The organism is Cohaesibacter sp. CAU 1516 (assembly GCF_005771485.1).
Lineage (GTDB): Bacteria > Pseudomonadota > Alphaproteobacteria > Rhizobiales > Cohaesibacteraceae > Cohaesibacter > Cohaesibacter intestini.
The window spans coordinates 537,152-553,380 of the sequence record NZ_VANT01000002.1; the positions used below are offsets into that span (position 1 = coordinate 537,152).

The following is a 16,229-nucleotide window of genomic DNA, read 5'->3' on the forward strand; positions in this document are numbered from 1 at the left end:
GTGAAAGGAGCAGAGACAAGATGTGCGCCATAATGCATAAAGGCCCGCCTTTGACAAGGCGGGCCTTTGTGATGTCGCAAGACACCGTGGCAAAAGGATCGATCAGCCGATCAGCGAGCGAAGCTTGTCAACCAGATCGGTCTTCTCCCACGAGAAGCCGCCATCGTCAGATGGTGCGCGCCCGAAATGGCCGTAGGCCGCGGTGCGTTCATAAATTGGTTTGTTCAGGCCCAGATGGGTCCGAATGCCGCGCGGGGTCAGAGACATGCTCTCCCAGAGAGCCTTCTCGATCACGCTTTCCTTCACCGTGCCGGTGCCGTAGCAATCAACATAGAGCGACAATGGTTCGGACACGCCAATCGCATAGGCCAACTGAATCGAGCAGCGCTCAGCATAACCGGCCGCTACCACATTCTTGGCCAGATAGCGCGCGGCATAAGCCGCCGAGCGGTCCACTTTGGTTGGATCCTTGCCGGAGAAGGCACCACCACCATGGGGGGCTGCGCCACCATAGGTGTCAACGATGATCTTGCGCCCGGTCAGGCCTGCGTCGCCGTCCGGGCCACCAATGACAAACTTGCCGGTTGGGTTGACGTGCCAGACGGTGTTGTCGGTCAGCCAGCCTTCCGGCAGAGCGGCTTCGATGTAAGGGGTGACGATCGCACGGACATCGGCAGATGTCAGGCTTGGATCATAATGCTGGGTGGACAGAACCAGAGAGGTGACCTCAACCGGTTTGCCATCGACATAGCGCAGGGTCAGCTGGCTCTTGGCATCTGGTCCAAGACGTGTTTCGGTGCCTGCATGCCGGGCTTCTGCGATCAGACGCAGGATGCGGTGGGCATACAGGATCGGTGCTGGCATCAGCTCAGGCGTCTCATTGGTGGCGTATCCGAACATGATGCCCTGATCGCCCGCGCCTTCATCCTTGCCATCGGCCTCATCCACACCTTGCGCAATGTCAGCGGACTGCTCATGCACATAAATGTCGATGTCGGCATTTTCCCAGTGGAAGCCGTCCTGCTCGTAACCGATCTCCTTGATAACGCGGCGGGCTGTTTGCTCCATCACGTCAGCATCGATGCTGGCAGGGCCACGCACTTCACCGGACAAGATGACCTTGTTGGTGGTAGCCATGGTCTCAACGGCACAGCGCGCATAAGGGTCGAGCTTTAGAAAAGCGTCGACAATCGCGTCGGAAATGCGGTCACAGATTTTGTCAGGGTGCCCTTCGGAAACGGACTCGCTGGTGAACAAATATTCTTTTCTGGCCATGTCAGATAGGTTTCTTTTAACTGGGATATAAAGGTTTCTATATGTCGTTATCACATCACTCCTTGAGACGCAATCCTAACCCTTCCACTAGGCCGCTCAAAGTGAACGAATCCCAAAGAGCGTTGCCCCAACGACAAACAGAATGGAACCAATGACCTATTCCGAAAACAAAAGCCCAGAAAAAACGGTCCAGAAAAAACGGTCCAGAAAAAACGGTCCAGAAAATAAAAAAGCCAAGAGATGTTACCACCTCTTGGCTTGTTGCAATAATCCCGCCTTTCAGGTCGAAGGACCGATAGGCTGAAGGATCATGTCTTAATTGTCTGCATTGTCGCCTGCAATTTCCCGCACCAGTTCGACAATCTTGCGTCGCACCTTTGGCTCCTTGATCTGAACGAAGGCGCGGTTCAACTGCAGCCCTTCGGACGAGGAAAGGAAATTGATGACGTAATTTTCAGACTTGGATTCAGCAAGGCCCGCGGCTTCCTGAGGGCTGCCCGGTGCGTCTTCGAAGAAAAAGGAGACAGGGACTTCCAGCACGGTTGCAATATGCTGCAGACGGCTGGCGCCAATCCTGTTGGTGCCTTTTTCATATTTCTGAATCTGCTGAAACGTGATGCCCAGATGCTCACCCAGTTTTTCCTGGCTCATGGAGAGCATCATGCGGCGAAGTCGTACACGACTTCCAACATAGATATCGATCGGGTTTGGTGCTTTTTTACTGGCCATTTGGCTCTCTTTTATTGTTTGGCACGTTGCTCTTTGTGGCAACAATTATGCATGCCTGACTGGTTTGAAAACGAGTTCCGCTTCTCGTGGTTTTCCCTGTGACGCTTACTGTGCGCCTTTCAATTTGCGATAGGGATATTGCAATACTGCCGTGTAGGGACCACTTCTGTCAATTCATCCTGTCAAGGGATGTTTGGTTTTCTTCCAATACCTACCGTTGTAAGAAACAAAATTACCCAAATGCCTAAAAAAACGACACTTCCTAACCTAGCGTAAGGGGTTTTTGTTAGTTTTGAAGGCAGCTTTGCCTGCAGAATGCCCTCTTGCTCGAGGGAAAGTTGTGCAATCAGCTGGCCGCGCCCGTCAATGATGGCTGATATGCCCGTATTGGCGACACGTATCACAGGTAGGCCTGTTTCAACCGCGCGCATGCGCGCCAGTTGCAAATGTTGCCATGGACCAGAAGTTGCACCGAACCAGGCATCATTGGTGACATTGAGGATCCAGTCGGCACCGTCCGGGTAGCGAAGAAGTTCGGAAGAAAAGGCCGCTTCATAGCAAATGACCGGAAGCAGGTTCCCCCAACGCTCGATCGTCAGCAGTGAACGCTTGGAACCGGCCTTAAAGCCGGATTTCTGCGCCGTAAGCTGTTCAAGTCCAATGGCTTCGAGCCAAGTTTGCTTGGGCAGAAACTCGCCAAACGGCACCAGATGCACCTTGTCGTAGGAATCGAGAATGGTGCCGTCGGCATTCAGATGATAGATCGAGTTATAGACCGAATCGCCATGCCCGATCCCGGCATCCTGGCCCGGTTCCCGTCTCAGCGCTCCCGTCAGCAGATCAACTCCCTCGGGCAAGCTTTGCGAAATTGCCGCCAATGCGCCGGGCTGTTCCATCAGAAAAAAGGGTAGGGAGGATTCCGGCCACAGCACCAAATTGACCGATTTTAAAGGGGTTTCTTCACCATCTATGGTCGTAAGCGCCAGAAGCTTGTTGAAAATCCACGCGCGATTTTCAAATTTCCATTTTTCTTTCTGTGGAATATTGGGTTGTACCAGTCTGGCAACCGGTTGCAATGCACTCTCTTTACCCGTCAGGCTCAGTCGATACGTGCCATAGCCGAGCTGGCCAACAAACAACAGCCCCACCAGCAGGCTCAAAATGCGGCCAAGACGTGGGGCAGCGGCGTCGCGGTTGGAGAACCACAAGGCGGGCAGCGCAAAGACCAGCAGTGCGATCAACGTCAAGCCATCCGGCCCGACCAGCGACAGGGTCTGCATGGTGATGTCATTGGACCCGAGCACCATGCCGAATCCCCCCCAAGGAAGCCCGGTCAGCACAAAGCCGCGCAGCCATTCCACTGCCGACAATGCAAGCGCGAGCCACAAGATGCGCAGGGGCGAAGCAGACCAGACAAGGGAGCAAAGACCGCAGGCAACCGCCCAGAACAGAGCCAGCCCGGCAGGCAAGACCAGCACTGCCAGCGGCATTGCCCAGGCGAATTTGTCTGCTTCCACCAGAAAGGCAGCCCCCAACCAATAGAAGGTGAGGAGAAAAAATCCGAAGCCGAACATCCAGCCGACCCGCGCCATCGACCAGAAGGCAGACCGGCCGCGCTTGGCCAGCGAGGCGGAATCCATGAGCCAGATCAGCAGCGGAAGGCTTAGCCACAGGATCGGAAACCACCCAAGAGGGGCCTGCCCCAGACTGGCCAGAGCGCCTGCGGCAAAGGCCAGACCCAGCCGTTGCCAGCCAGCCAGCAGGATCAGATTGGAAATGAAAAGTTGCATGCCGGAAATGTCTCCCGAATCAGACGAATCGCGCTCCAGACACCAGAAATCTGGATAGGCGGCAAAGGTCAAGACGAATTGCGGGCATGGCTTTGACCTATTGGGCAGGGCTGAGCTGGCAACGCAGCCTCATCTGCCGCCTTACATTTTCTGCGAACCCGGCTCAGGGCTCTCGGGGCGGGACTCAGCCAGAGATGCGTCAGCCGCAGGCTCTAAGCCACCCTCTTTGTCGCGGCCCAGAGTGAAGGATCGCTTGATAGGCTTCTTGGTCGGCTTCAGGCGGATCTTGATACGACGGATACGGCGTCTGTCCGCTTCCATGATCTCGAATTCCAAGCCGTCACTGACAGCGATCAATTCCCCGCGCACCGGAATGCGGCCAATCAGAGTGAAGATGAAACCTCCAAGGGAATCAACTTCTTCCATGGATTCATCATCCAATGGCAGCGGCATGCCGATTGTCGCCATCACATCATCGAGTTCGGCCTTTGCATCTGCGATGAACAGATTGGTTCCGGCTTTGACGATATGGATTTCATCCTCATCGTCATGCTCGTCTTCGATGTCTCCAACCACGGTTTCGACCACATCTTCAAGGGAGACCAGACCGTCCGTGCCGCCATATTCGTCAATCACCAGCGCCATCTGGGTGCGTTCCGCCCGCATCGTTGCCATCAGGTCAACCGCAGGCATTGAAGGCGGGACAAACAGAATATCCCGGATCACCCCCAGTTCCTTTAAGGGGCGTTCGAGATCGACAGCTGTAAGATTCTGCGGATGGTTGCTCAGTGCATCGGGTTCGAGCAGATCCGCAGGATCCTCGCCCAGCAGACGCACCGCTTCGGTATTTTCGGCCACCAGATCGGCCGTCGGTTCCGACGCCGCACCGTCCTCGACAAGGCTCGATTCCCGTGTCATCAGATCGACCACATCCTTGATATGGACCATGCCGACCGGATCGTCGAGGGTTTCGCGATAGACCGGCAGGCGAGAATGCCCCGCATCGCTATAGATGGCCAACAATGTGCCCAACGTGACGTCATCTTCCACCGCGTTGATTTCGGCCCGCGGGATCATCACGTCATCAACCCGCATTTCCTGCAAGGCCAGAATGTTGCGCAACATCGCTTTTTCGTCGGCTGAGAAGGTCTCGTCCTCCCCGTCATCCTCGGCCAGTGCGCCCTCCATCTGGGATCGCAGGGTGGTATTGGAGAGGCGCGATAGCCAGCCATTGGTCAGGCGCTTCAGCCAGCTGCCATGACCATTGGTTGTCTCATGTACTTCGGACATGCTTTCTGGCCGGCTCTCCGGTTGCGCTGCGATCTGAATTGGCGGCTCAAGCCTGCTTGGCTCGGAAGGGTCGGGGTCGTTCATTTTTTCTCGGCGCTCGGCAACAGCTTGCGCTCTCAATCTAACAAAAGGGTCAGGACCAGTGCGTTTTGCAGAGACTGGCCAACGAAAATTTCAGCCAAACTCAGTCTGGCATATCAAGCGGCACTGTGCCCGCATATGGGTTGGCGAGACCAAGTCTGTCGAGGATCGCGATTTCGACGCTCTCCATCTTGTCGGCCTCGTCCGCTTCTATATGGTCATAGCCCAGCAAATGTAAAAAACCATGAACACACAGATGGGTTAGGTGATCGGAGAATGCAAGCCCCAACTCGGCTGCTTCTCGTTCGACGGTCTCATAGGCAAAGACGATATCGCCCAGCATAGGCCCATAAATGTCGGCATCTTCATCCTGCGGGAAAGATAACACATTGGTTGCCTTGTCCTTGCCGCGATGAGACCCATTCAGAATACGAATGGCCGCGTCATTCGTAAAGACCAGCGACACTTCGCAGTCCGGCCGGAAGGCGATGCCTTCCTCTTTGATGGCAAAAAGCTTGGCTGCCTCGATGGCCCGGTCGATGACCCTTTCCAGATCATCCAACTCCTGCCAAAGCTCGGATTCGATGAGCCGGTCCTTGATCAGCGAGACTGCTGGCTCGACCACGACGCTCATGCCTCGCCCTCACCATCTTCAGCATAAACCGGATCGCCGACCTCTTCCATTGGTGGCAAATGCTCCTCGGCCTGCCGGGTGCGCACCGCTTCACGATCAAGCAGGCGGCGGGCCAGTGCCCTGCGGCGGGCATCTTCGTCATAGGCATTGACGATCCGCATCACCAGTTCATGGCGCACCACATCTTCTGCAGTGAATTGCACCCGGACAATCGAGGGAATATCCGAAAGCAGATCCATGGCCTGCACCAGCCCCGATTGCTCGCCATTGGGCAAATCGATCTGGCTCGGGTCGCCGGTGATGATCATCTTCGAATTTTCACCCAGACGCGTCAGAAACATCTTCATCTGCATCGAAGTGGTATTCTGCGCTTCGTCAAGAATGACCACCGAATTGGACAGGGTCCGGCCACGCATGAAGGCCAAAGGGGCAATCTCGATCACCTTGGCATCCAGCTCCCGCTCCACCTTGTCCGGCGGCATCATGTCATAGAGCGCATCATAAAGGGGCCGCAAATAGGGATCGACCTTTTCCTTCATGTCACCGGGCAGAAAGCCAAGCCGTTCGCCTGCTTCCACCGCTGGGCGGGACAGAATGATTCGCTCGACCACACCGCGTTCCAGCAAGGCCGCCGCATAGGCAACCGCCAGATAGGTCTTGCCGGTCCCGGCGGGGCCGGTGCCAAAAATCAGATCGGCACGATCCATCGCCCTGATATAGGCATCCTGCGTCGCTGTTCGGGCGGTCAGCTTTTTCTTGCGGGTGGCAATCTGGGCAAAATTCATTTTGCCTGCGCCCTCGCCCCCATTGGGCACCACATCAGGCAGCATCAATTGTTCATCAGCGGCCTGCGCCATGCGGATGGCGCCGTCAACATCGGCCTGCTCGATCAGGTCGCCGTCCTGCAGACGATGATACAGGCTATCGAGCACCATCTTGGCCTGATCGCACAGATCTCCCGGCCCCTTGATGGTCACGCGGTTGCCACGGGCGATTGCCTCGATATTCAGTTTCTGCTCGATGCGCGCCAGATTCTGGTCATATTCGCCAAACAAATCGGCGGCGAGACGATTGTCGTCATAGGAGAGAACAATATGCCCCATGTCGGAGGCGGCTGACAAAGCCTTGCTGGCTTTTTGATCCCGGTCCGGGTGGCCCTTACGGCCCTTTCCCTTGTCGCGGCGTTGATCGCTCAAACGCTTATCCCTTCAACTATCCTCAACTGCACCTTGGCGACCCGCCTGCATCAAACCATCTCCGACAGGACGTCGGTCAAGGGCTCGCGAGGGTCGCATCGTCAGCCTTGTTTCGCCAGCATGGTACCAAACAAACTGTTGGTGCCCATACTATCGATGGTAACTGTGACAATTTCACCAATCAACTCTTCTGGTGCGTCAACTTGCACAGCTTGTAGCCATGGCGACTTGCCAACCAGCTGCCCTGGCTCGCGCCCCTTGCGCTCCAGCAGCACGGTCATCTCGGTGCCGACCTTGGAGGCGTTAAAGGCTTTCTGCTGCTCGGCCAAAAGGGCCTGCAACCGGTAAAGCCGCTCTGACTTGATCGCTTCGGCCACCTGCTCATCACTGTCAGCTGCCGGTGTGCCCGGGCGTGGTGAATATTTGAAGCTGAAGGCGGAGGCATAGGTTACCTCGCGCACAATGCGCATGGTATCCTCGAAATCCGCTTCCGTCTCGCCAGGGAAGCCGACGATAAAATCCCCAGACAGGGCAATGTCAGGGCGCACCGCGCGGATCCGGTCGATCAGCCGCACATAATCGTCATAGCTATGCTGACGGTTCATGGCCGCCAAAATTTTGTCAGACCCGGATTGCACCGGCAGATGCAAATAAGGCATCACGCAATCGAGGTCGCGATGGGCGGCCATCAGCACATCATCCATGTCGCGTGGATGGCTGGTGGTATAGCGCAGGCGATCCAGCCCATCGATTTCAGCCAGATGGAACAACAGCTCCCCAAGGCCCCAATCCGCGCCATCCGGACCAACCCCGTGATAGGCATTGACATTCTGGCCCAGCAGATTGACCTCACGCACCCCGGCATCGGCCAGCCGTTTGGCCTCGTCGACAATCTGCGCCACCGGACGGGACACTTCAGCGCCGCGTGTATAGGGCACCACGCAGAAGGTGCAGAATTTGTCGCACCCTTCCTGAACGGTGAGAAAGGCACTGACACCACGCTTGCGGGTGACTTCCTTTTTGGCATTGGGCAAAGCGGCGAATTTGTCTTCGACCGGGAAATCGGTCTCGACCACCCGCTCGCCCCTGTCGGTGCGGTCGAGAAAATCCGGCAGTTTGTGATAGGCCTGCGGCCCGACCACCATATCAACCACCGGCGCACGGCGCATGATTTCCTCACCTTCGGCCTGCGCCACGCAACCGGCAATGCCGATCTTCATGTCACCCTTGCCGGCTTCGGCCTTTTCCTGCTTGACCTTGCGGATACGGCCAAGCTCGGAATAGACCTTTTCGGCGGCCTTCTCACGAATGTGACAGGTATTGAGAATGACCAGATCCGCCTCGCTCATATCGTTGGTCTGGCTGTAGCCCTTGGTTGCCAGCGAATCCGCCATACGGTCGGAATCATAGACATTCATCTGGCATCCATAGGTCTTCACAAAGACTTTCTTATTTTCAAAGGCGGTCATCAGGTCTCTATCCGGTCAGGTATCAATGGCTGGAAGGGCTGGCGTTAGCGATAGCGCACCCCTTTAAACCTTTTTCCCGCATTTTGCAAAGGCAAAAGGCCTAAAGATGGCAGCATGAAAGGCGTGAAAGCCGAGGATAGGCCACCGGGGCGCGGGAGACGGTTTGCTGCCCTCAGGTGGCCGTTGACAGGGTGGGTGACACCGCTAGGCAGGGCACTTGTAGTTGAGCAGGTCGCGCAGCATGTTGGCTCGCACAATCTCTTCGGCCCTGATCGCCACCTGCTTGCGGTTGGCGTCCGCCCCAAACGGGATCGGCTCGCCGAAGGTCAGGGTCACATCGACCGCCCCTTCTTTCATGATCGTCCAGAGATGGGGCACCAGGTCCATATCCCCGTACCATGCAGCAAGATGGCGGTGCTGACGCCCCATCGGCATGCCTTGCAAGCCGTTATAGGCAACCGAAAGCGGCTGGATCCAGACCGGTTGCTCCTCTTGCTCGATGCCTTTCTTGCGGGCGTCGCGCATGTCGGCCACCATCGCCGCCTTGGCCGCACCAATCAGCGCGGTGCGGAACGGTAGGACCCGATTGCCATCCGATGACGTGCCCTCGGCAAACAGCACCATCGCGTCGCCTTCCTTGAGGCGCTTGGCGATTTCCTTGGCGATATCGCCGGTTTCGGTCCGCTTGGTGCGATTGACGAAGATCGAACGTTGCAGCTTGGCAAACAGGCCGAAAATCGGCCAAGAGGCCACTTCCGACTTGGCGATGAAGGATAGGGGCTGCACCCGGCTCAGCACCGAAATGTCCAGCCATGAGCAATGGTTTGCGGTAATCAGGACAGACCCGTCGCGTACGCATGCTCCATGCACGGTGACACGCACCCCAAGCGCGAAGCAGACAATGCGGTGAAACAGCACCGGAATCCAGCGCTTGGTCGGCAGAGACAAGGTGACCGAGAGATACTGGACAGGGATCAGGATCAGAGCAACCACTGTGATCAGTGCTGTGGCCAAACTGGCGCGGATTGATGCCAAAGTGTTCTTTGAAGACAATGGTTCCATGAAAGGACCCCGAACTGTTATGCATATACACGTGGCACGCCCCGGATCCCGTGCCGTTGCGGATCAGTTATCCTTGTCATCGAGTGGAATGCCGTAGAGTTCCAGTCGATGATCGACCAGCTTGAAGCCCAGACGACGGGCGACCTCGACTTGCAGCCGTTCAATTTCCTCGTCACGGAATTCGATGACATTGCCGCTTCTCAGATCAATCAGATGGTCGTGATGTTCTTCATTGATGGTCTCATAACGTGATCGGCCATCACGGAAATCGTGGCGTTCAATGATGCCTGCATCCTCGAACAGCTTGACGGTTCGATAGACCGTGGAAATGGAAATGTTGCCATCAATCCGCGAGGCGCGCCGATACAGCTCCTCGACATCGGGATGATCTTCAGCATCATCAAGAACGCGCGCAATGATCCGGCGCTGCTCCGTCATGCGCATGCCCGCATCGGTGCACAGATCCTCAATTTTTGTTTTCTTGGTCAATGCCATTGCGATGAATCCCCACACTTCTTTCCGGGGTCGCCTGACGGATGCTCAGGATCCGGCGACGTCGATCTGCATGATCCAGGCCAGAGAAGCGGCGTCGGACGCAGTGCGATAATATCCCTTGCGTTCGCCAACCTTCCGAAAGCCCAGTGATTGATACAGAGATAGCGCAGGTTTGTTGGTCGCGTCCACCTCAAGAAAGAGTTTTGCAATCCGATCTCGATAAAGACGGCGCAAGACTTCCTCCATCAGCATACGGCCTGCACCCGATTTGCGACTATCCGGGTCCACTGCAATGGTCAGGATCTCGGCCTCATCCACCACGATACGCACCAGAACAAAGCCCACCACCTGTTCCTTGGCCAGCAGGGAGGAGCGCTTGAGTACCAGCGTCTGAACGGTTTCGTCCTGCAACAATTTCTGAAAGTCGCCTTCGTTCCAGCTATGGGTGAAGGACCGGCGGTGGATATCTGTCAGGTTCGACAGATCCTCCATACTTGCCTCTTCGACGATCGAAGAGGCTTTCTTCGAAAAAAACACCATGTGCCTCCCAAATCCACTGCCACATCCACTGTTTGATTCTCTCCCGAAACAAGTCATCGTTCCATCTATCGGGTTGCAGGACCAGATGGTCTATTGTCGAAGATGTGCGTTGGGTGGAAAAAGACCAGCGGCAAAAGGAAAGGCAATCCAAAGGGGGTCAGCGTCTGGCAATGGCCTTGGCTGCTTGCGGTTTGGCATCCGGTCCTCTCAAATAGAGCGGGGCGGGGCTGGTCCGGGGCTCTGGCTGATCCAATGCCCAACGGGCAAGCTCGCGCATGTCCGGTGCCGTTGCCGCGGCAATGGGCAGGGCAGCCAGCTGTCGATCCTCTTCCTTGACCAGAGCGGCACCTGATCCGATCAAACCCGCCACCTGATGGTCGATGCACAGCGCGGCAAAGTCTTCAGCGCTCAGCGCAGCGGCTTCTGTCAGGGGATGCGGCCTGTGCGCCTTCATGGCAAACAGCTGACCATAGACCTGATTGCGTCGTGCATCGACCAGCACTGCCAGTGGCTTCTTTGTCTCCGGCATGGCCGTAAGCGCCAACGCTTCGAGGGTCGAAGCCCCGACCAGCGGGATATCGAGCGCCAGCGCCAGCGATCGCGCTGTCGCCAACCCGACCCTGAGGCCGGTGAAACTGCCCGGTCCAACCGTCACCGCCAGCCGGGTGAGATCCTGATAGGTCAGATCAGCGTCGGCCAGCAAATGGCCAAGCTCGGTCATCAAATGTTCCGCATGGCCGCGCCCAAGCACCAGCGAGCGGCCAACAAGGCGTGTCTTGCCGCCCTCCCGGATGGCAAGGCCAACGGAACAGGCATCAAGAGCGGTATCGAGCGCGAGGCAAATTTCAGGCAATTGGGTCATGGCTGTCCTTTCCCCAATTGCGGCGATTTTGTCAATCGATTAATCGAAATAAACTTGAGGTTGCATAAAATAAAAATAAATGCAATAAGTGTTGAATTGATAGGTAAGAATTGGTCGAGGTCAAAATGATTTTGGTGGTGCTCTGGTTGCTCTTTGCCCTGATCCCCGGTTTCGTCGCCAGTGGGAAGGGCAATTCCTTCATTCTCTATTTTTTGGTTTCTCTGGTACTGAGTCCGATTGTCGGCCTGATCATCGCTCTGATCGTGCCGGGAAAAACGGCGACAAGTCCGGGCATTCAGTTTGTAGCTCCAGCGAAAACCGATGTCGCCGACGAGTTGCGCAAGCTGAGTGATCTGCATAAGGAAGGCATCATTTCCGAAGCGGAATTTTCTCGCAAGAAGACCGAACTGATCGGTTCCGCTCCCGGTTGACCGGGTTCGGATCCCTGTGGGGGCAGGGACATCGTGCAAAGCGTAGGCAACAAAAAAAGCCGCCGCCGGATATCTCCAGCGGCGGCTTTTGCATGTCTTTACGGGTCGCGCGTCGGCTTATTGCACCGCGCGCACTTCCTGAACGTCTGGCAAGAAATGACGCAGCAGATTCTCGATGCCATGCTTCAGGGTTGCCGTCGAAGACGGGCAACCAGCGCAGGCGCCACGCATCTGCAGGAAGACCACACCATCCCGGAAGCCGTGGAAGGTGATGTCACCGCCATCCTGAGCCACGGCCGGACGCACACGGGTCTCCAGCAATTCCTTGATGGTCGCGACGGTTTCCGCGTCCTCTTCATCGAAATCCTCGCCCACAGAACCGGTCTCGCTGCTCTGCTTGACGATGGATGCGCCGGACATGAAATGTTCCATGATCGCACCCAGAATGGCCGGCTTGATATGCTGCCAGTCGGTGTCGCCCTTGGTGATGGAAACGAAGTCAAATCCGAAGAAAACCCCTTCAACCCCGTCAATGGTGAAGAGTTTTTCCGCCAGAGGCGACTGCTCGGCTTCTGCTGCCGAACGGAAATCCATTGTGCCATCTTCCAGCACAACCTTGCCCGGAAGGAATTTCAGGGTCGCGGGATTGGGGGTTGCTTCTGTCTGAATGAACATATGTGATCCTTTTCAAGCCATCGCGCGAGAGGCTGTTCTCTCAGCCGCGATATGCACATTTCTGCCTTTACTATGTCAGATAACGCTTCTGCGACAAAGATCAAGATGAAAAGCGGGGACAATCAGAGCCAAGGGTCAAACCCAAAGGGCTCAGCACAGGGCCTTGATGTCCTCATCCCCCAGATTGCCCGGCACGATGGTCACCGGAATGGGGAAGCTGTTGCCGGACTGACTGGAAATGGATGCGACCAGCGGGCCGGGACCTTCGCTCGAGCCCACGGCCGAGGCCAGCACGAGAATACCGATATCCTTGTCTTCGTCGATCAGCTGAACAATTTGTTCGGCCACCTTGCCCTCGCGAATAACGCATTCAATCGGAACCGAAATGGTCTTCTCGACCCGCTCCTTGAAGCGTTCAAGCCGATCCTGCGCCGCATCATGCGCCTCGGCATGCATGATTTCCTTCACCCCGAGCCAATGCTGAAAATGGGTCGGCTCGATGGAAACCATCATGGTCAACCCACCACCGGTCGCCGACGCCCGATGGGCCGCATAGGTGATGGCGCGATCGCATTCCTCGGTATCGTCAACGACAACGAGAAATTTCCGAAAGTGACCTTCGTCATGAATTGTGCGTTTGATAATCATGGAAAAGAGCCTGCCATGCCGCGCCCCATTGAGCAAGAGCTTCCATGTGCCAGTTCAGGTATGCGGGACAGTTGCAACGTATCAACGCAGCGGCGCAAAGGTGGATTGGACAAGCGGCAGCCAAAAGAAAACCCGGCAGACGGTCCGCCGGGTTTGTTGTGAATTATGCATCTCTGCCGTTCCACAATGTCAAAAGCCATTGTGATTCGCTTCAGCGCTTGCGGACGAAGCCAACAATATCCTTGACCTGATCGAGGACTGGGTTGGCAATGGCGGCGGCTCGTTCGGCCCCCTTGCACAGAACCCCGTCAATATAGGCTTCATCATCCATCAGACGGCGCATTTCGTTGGTGATCGGCGACAGCTTGTCGACGGACAGCTCGATCAGGGCTGGCTTGAACTTCGAGAATTCAGAGCCCCCATGCTCGGCCAGCACGTCGGCTTTTGCCTTGCCGGACAGGGCAGCATAGATGCCAACCAGATTGGAGGCTTCCGGCCGACCTTCAAGACCCTCAACTTCGCTAGGCAACGCTTCGGGGTCCGTCTTTGCTTTGCGGATCTTCAGTGCGATCGTGTCTGCATCGTCGGTCATGTTGATGCGGGCCTTGTCCGAGGCGTCGGACGACGACATTTTCTTCGAGCCATCACGCAGGGACATCACACGCGGAGCCGGGCCGCCAATCAGTGGTTCTGGCTGCGGGAAGAAAACCAGTTCGGGATCGGTCGTCACATCACGGCCGATATTCTCGACACCATATCCCAGCGACGCGATGCGCTCGGCATAGTCAATGTTGAACTTCTGCGCCGTGTCACGGGCCAGTTCCAGATGCTGCTTCTGGTCCTCGCCAACTGGCACATGGGTCGCCTTGTAGACGAGAATGTCGGCAGACATCAGGTTCGGATAGGCAAACAGACCTGAGGACACATTCTCACGGTTCTTGCCTGCCTTGTCCTTGAACTGGGTCATGCGATTGAGCCACCCCATCCGGGCCACGCAATTGAACACCCAAGCCAGTTGGGCATGGGCCGCGACCTGGCTTTGGTTGAAGACGATATTCTTTTCAGGGTCGATGCCCGATGCAAGAAAGCCTGCCGTCACTTCACGGGTGCGGCGCAGCAGCCCTTCGGGGTCTTGCCAGACGGTGATGGCATGCATGTCGACAACACAAAAAACGCAATTGTAGGAAGATTGCAGATCGACAAATTTGGTGATCGCACCCAGATAGTTGCCCAGATGCAGATTGCCCGATGGCTGGATGCCGGAGAAAACGCGTGGCTCGAAATTGGCCATAACTTTGCCTCATGATGTTGCCCAAGCGGGTGGAAGCGCAAGGGGGAGGGTTGAGATTAGAAGGGGGTTATCGAACAAGCCTGCCCCATATGCAAGTTGATTCGCCAGATTTTTGCCAGAAAGCCAAACAGTCAGACAGGTTTAGCGACGGCGCAGCCGCGCCTTCAGTTCAGCAAGCGAAAAGGCCCCGGTGAGCAAGGTCGCCCCAAGGAACAGCATCATGCCAGCCCCCACCAGCAGGGAAAGCCCGATTATACGGCTGACCAGCAGCTCGGCGGCAAGGAAAGGTGTCAGCCAGCCCAGCAGCAGCCAGATACCCGCTCCCATCAACAGGGCCGAAAAGAGGAACAGAGCCAAGCGGCGCATCAGCAGCCGGTCCGCATGGAAATTGCCCCGCCGCCACAAAACATACCAAAGCAACAGCGCATTGACCCAGCCTGACAAAGAGGTCGCCACCGCTATGCCCACATGTTGAAGGAACGGAAACAGCAACAGCGAGCCGCCAACATTGATCACCATGGCGATGGCAGCAAATTGCATCGGCGTCTTGGTGTCTTCCCGCGCAAAAAAGCCCGGAGACAAAACCTTGTTGAGCACAAAAGCAGGCAACCCGAGCGCAAAGGCTGCCAGCGCCCATGCGGTCATTTGGGTATCCTGAGCGGTAAACTGCCCCCGCTCGAACAAAACCGCGATGATTGGTCCGGGCACCACGGCCAAGGCCACAGCGGCTGGCAAGGTCAGGAACATGGCAAATTCCATCGCCCTGTTCTGCGCCTGATCAACAGAGGCCTGATCCCCGGCCCGCACCCGGCGCGTCAGGTCCGGCAGCAGCACCACACCAATGGCAATGCCGACCACGCCGAGCGGCAATTGATAAATCCGATCCGCATAATAGAGATAGGACACCGCCCCCGCCTGAAAGGAGGCAATGATCGTGCCGATCATGATATTGAGCTGGGTGACGCCACCCGCCACAATGCCCGGAATGCCAAGGTGGATCAGCTTGCGGGTATTGTCCGTGTGGCGTGGGCGCTTCAAGCGCACGGGAAAGCCTGCGCGACGCGTCGCCCAAATCAGGGCTGCCAGCTGTACGAAACCGGCCACGAACACGCCCCAGGCCAGAAAGTGGCCGGCAAGTGGGCTGTTGTCCGCCCCGCTCACGAGCACGAGCACCAGCGTCGAAATCAGCACCACATTGAGCAGCACGGGTGCGAAGGCAGCCACGGCAAACTTACCCAGCGAATTGAGAATGCCGGACAGGAAGGCAATCACCGACATGCAGAGCAAATAGGGAAAGGTGATCCGTGTCAGCACCACGGCAAGATCAAACTTGGATGGATCTTCCTGAAAGCCCGGCGCCAGCAAGTGGATCATCAGCGGCATCGCCAGCTCAGCCAAGGCGCTAAAAATCAGCAGCACGAACAGCAGACCGGCGAGAATTTCCTCGGCCACCTTGCGGGCACCCGTCTCGCCATCGGTCTCCAGAGACCCGGCAAAGATCGGCACGAAGGCAGAATTGAAGGCCCCTTCGGCAAACAGGCGCCGGAACAGGTTGGGCAAACGGAAGGCGACAAAAAAGGCGTCGGCCACCGGTCCGGACCCCAGACTGGCTGCCATCAGGATATCGCGCGCGAAACCAAGCACGCGACTGGCAAGCGTCGCCACACCGACGGTGGCAAAATTCTTAAGCATGGACATGGGGTGCCCTTCCTTCCGCAGAGTGTCGAACATGCAATCGCATCCGACCACGACTGACTTATC

General features: G+C 56.7%; 16 protein-coding genes. 1 reads left to right on the forward strand and 15 read right to left on the reverse strand.

Going from position 1 to position 16,229, the window contains the following annotated elements; all coding sequences use genetic code 11:
* Positions 1–102 precede the first annotated feature (102 nt).
* The 11 genes from metK to tsaB all read right to left on the reverse strand — a co-directional run bounded on the left by metK (position 103) and on the right by tsaB (position 11,423).
* Complete coding sequence (metK, locus tag FDK21_RS09365; protein ID WP_138148290.1) at positions 103–1,275, reverse strand: methionine adenosyltransferase; 1,173 nt, start codon at positions 1,273–1,275, stop codon at positions 103–105.
* A 315-nt stretch (positions 1,276–1,590) separates the two neighbouring features.
* Positions 1,591–2,004, reverse strand: coding sequence for a helix-turn-helix transcriptional regulator (locus FDK21_RS09370; RefSeq protein WP_114008097.1), 414 nt, complete (start codon positions 2,002–2,004; stop codon positions 1,591–1,593).
* A gap of 182 nt (positions 2,005–2,186) precedes the next feature.
* A complete protein-coding gene (gene lnt / locus FDK21_RS09375; RefSeq protein ID WP_138148291.1) occupies positions 2,187–3,794 on the reverse strand; it encodes an apolipoprotein N-acyltransferase in 1,608 nt (535 codons plus the stop codon).
* A 141-nt stretch (positions 3,795–3,935) separates the two neighbouring features.
* Positions 3,936–5,084 carry a transporter associated domain-containing protein gene (locus FDK21_RS09380; RefSeq protein ID WP_171022013.1) on the reverse strand — a complete coding sequence of 383 codons (1,149 nt, stop codon included), beginning with the start codon at positions 5,082–5,084 and terminating at the stop codon, positions 3,936–3,938.
* 184 nt (positions 5,085–5,268) lie between these two features.
* The gene (gene ybeY / locus FDK21_RS09385) at positions 5,269–5,799 is read right to left on the reverse strand and encodes an rRNA maturation RNase YbeY (RefSeq protein ID WP_138148293.1); all 531 of its coding nucleotides are present in this window, start codon (positions 5,797–5,799) and stop codon (positions 5,269–5,271) included.
* Positions 5,796–6,902, reverse strand: coding sequence for a PhoH family protein (locus tag FDK21_RS09390; protein ID WP_114008603.1), 1,107 nt, complete (start codon positions 6,900–6,902; stop codon positions 5,796–5,798). The genes ybeY and FDK21_RS09390 overlap by 4 nt, the downstream gene beginning before the upstream one ends.
* A gap of 194 nt (positions 6,903–7,096) precedes the next feature.
* Complete coding sequence (gene miaB, locus FDK21_RS09395) at positions 7,097–8,464, reverse strand: tRNA (N6-isopentenyl adenosine(37)-C2)-methylthiotransferase MiaB (RefSeq protein ID WP_138148294.1); 1,368 nt, start codon at positions 8,462–8,464, stop codon at positions 7,097–7,099.
* A gap of 204 nt (positions 8,465–8,668) precedes the next feature.
* Positions 8,669–9,526, reverse strand: coding sequence for a lysophospholipid acyltransferase family protein (locus tag FDK21_RS09400; protein ID WP_198662799.1), 858 nt, complete (start codon positions 9,524–9,526; stop codon positions 8,669–8,671).
* Between the two features lie 63 nt (positions 9,527–9,589).
* Positions 9,590–10,021 carry a Fur family transcriptional regulator gene (locus FDK21_RS09405; protein WP_114008092.1) on the reverse strand — a complete coding sequence of 144 codons (432 nt, stop codon included), beginning with the start codon at positions 10,019–10,021 and terminating at the stop codon, positions 9,590–9,592.
* A gap of 45 nt (positions 10,022–10,066) precedes the next feature.
* The gene (gene rimI, locus FDK21_RS09410) at positions 10,067–10,558 is read right to left on the reverse strand and encodes a ribosomal protein S18-alanine N-acetyltransferase (protein WP_171022014.1); all 492 of its coding nucleotides are present in this window, start codon (positions 10,556–10,558) and stop codon (positions 10,067–10,069) included.
* Positions 10,559–10,718: 160 nt separating this feature from the next.
* Entirely contained in the window at positions 10,719–11,423 is a 705-nt protein-coding gene (gene tsaB, locus FDK21_RS09415; protein ID WP_138148296.1) for a tRNA (adenosine(37)-N6)-threonylcarbamoyltransferase complex dimerization subunit type 1 TsaB, read from the reverse strand.
* A gap of 125 nt (positions 11,424–11,548) precedes the next feature.
* On the opposite strand from tsaB, the gene FDK21_RS09420 reads away from it, so the two are divergent.
* Positions 11,549–11,854 carry an SHOCT domain-containing protein gene (locus tag FDK21_RS09420; protein WP_138148297.1) on the forward strand — a complete coding sequence of 102 codons (306 nt, stop codon included), beginning with the start codon at positions 11,549–11,551 and terminating at the stop codon, positions 11,852–11,854.
* A 117-nt stretch (positions 11,855–11,971) separates the two neighbouring features.
* Here FDK21_RS09420 and FDK21_RS09425 read toward each other — a convergent pair whose 3' ends face one another.
* The 4 genes from FDK21_RS09425 to murJ form a co-directional block, all read right to left on the reverse strand.
* On the reverse strand, positions 11,972–12,529 hold the full coding sequence (locus FDK21_RS09425; RefSeq protein ID WP_114008088.1) for a NifU family protein: 558 nt from the start codon (positions 12,527–12,529) through the stop codon (positions 11,972–11,974).
* 150 nt (positions 12,530–12,679) lie between these two features.
* Positions 12,680–13,177 (reverse strand): universal stress protein, encoded by a 498-nt coding sequence (locus FDK21_RS09430; RefSeq protein ID WP_138148298.1) that lies wholly within the window; start codon positions 13,175–13,177, stop codon positions 12,680–12,682.
* A 211-nt stretch (positions 13,178–13,388) separates the two neighbouring features.
* Positions 13,389–14,468: a tryptophan--tRNA ligase gene (gene trpS / locus FDK21_RS09435; protein WP_138148299.1), complete on the reverse strand. Its 1,080-nt coding sequence runs from the start codon at positions 14,466–14,468 to the stop codon at positions 13,389–13,391.
* A gap of 141 nt (positions 14,469–14,609) precedes the next feature.
* The gene (gene murJ, locus FDK21_RS09440) at positions 14,610–16,166 is read right to left on the reverse strand and encodes a murein biosynthesis integral membrane protein MurJ (RefSeq protein WP_138148300.1); all 1,557 of its coding nucleotides are present in this window, start codon (positions 16,164–16,166) and stop codon (positions 14,610–14,612) included.
* Positions 16,167–16,229: the final 63 nt, after the last annotated feature.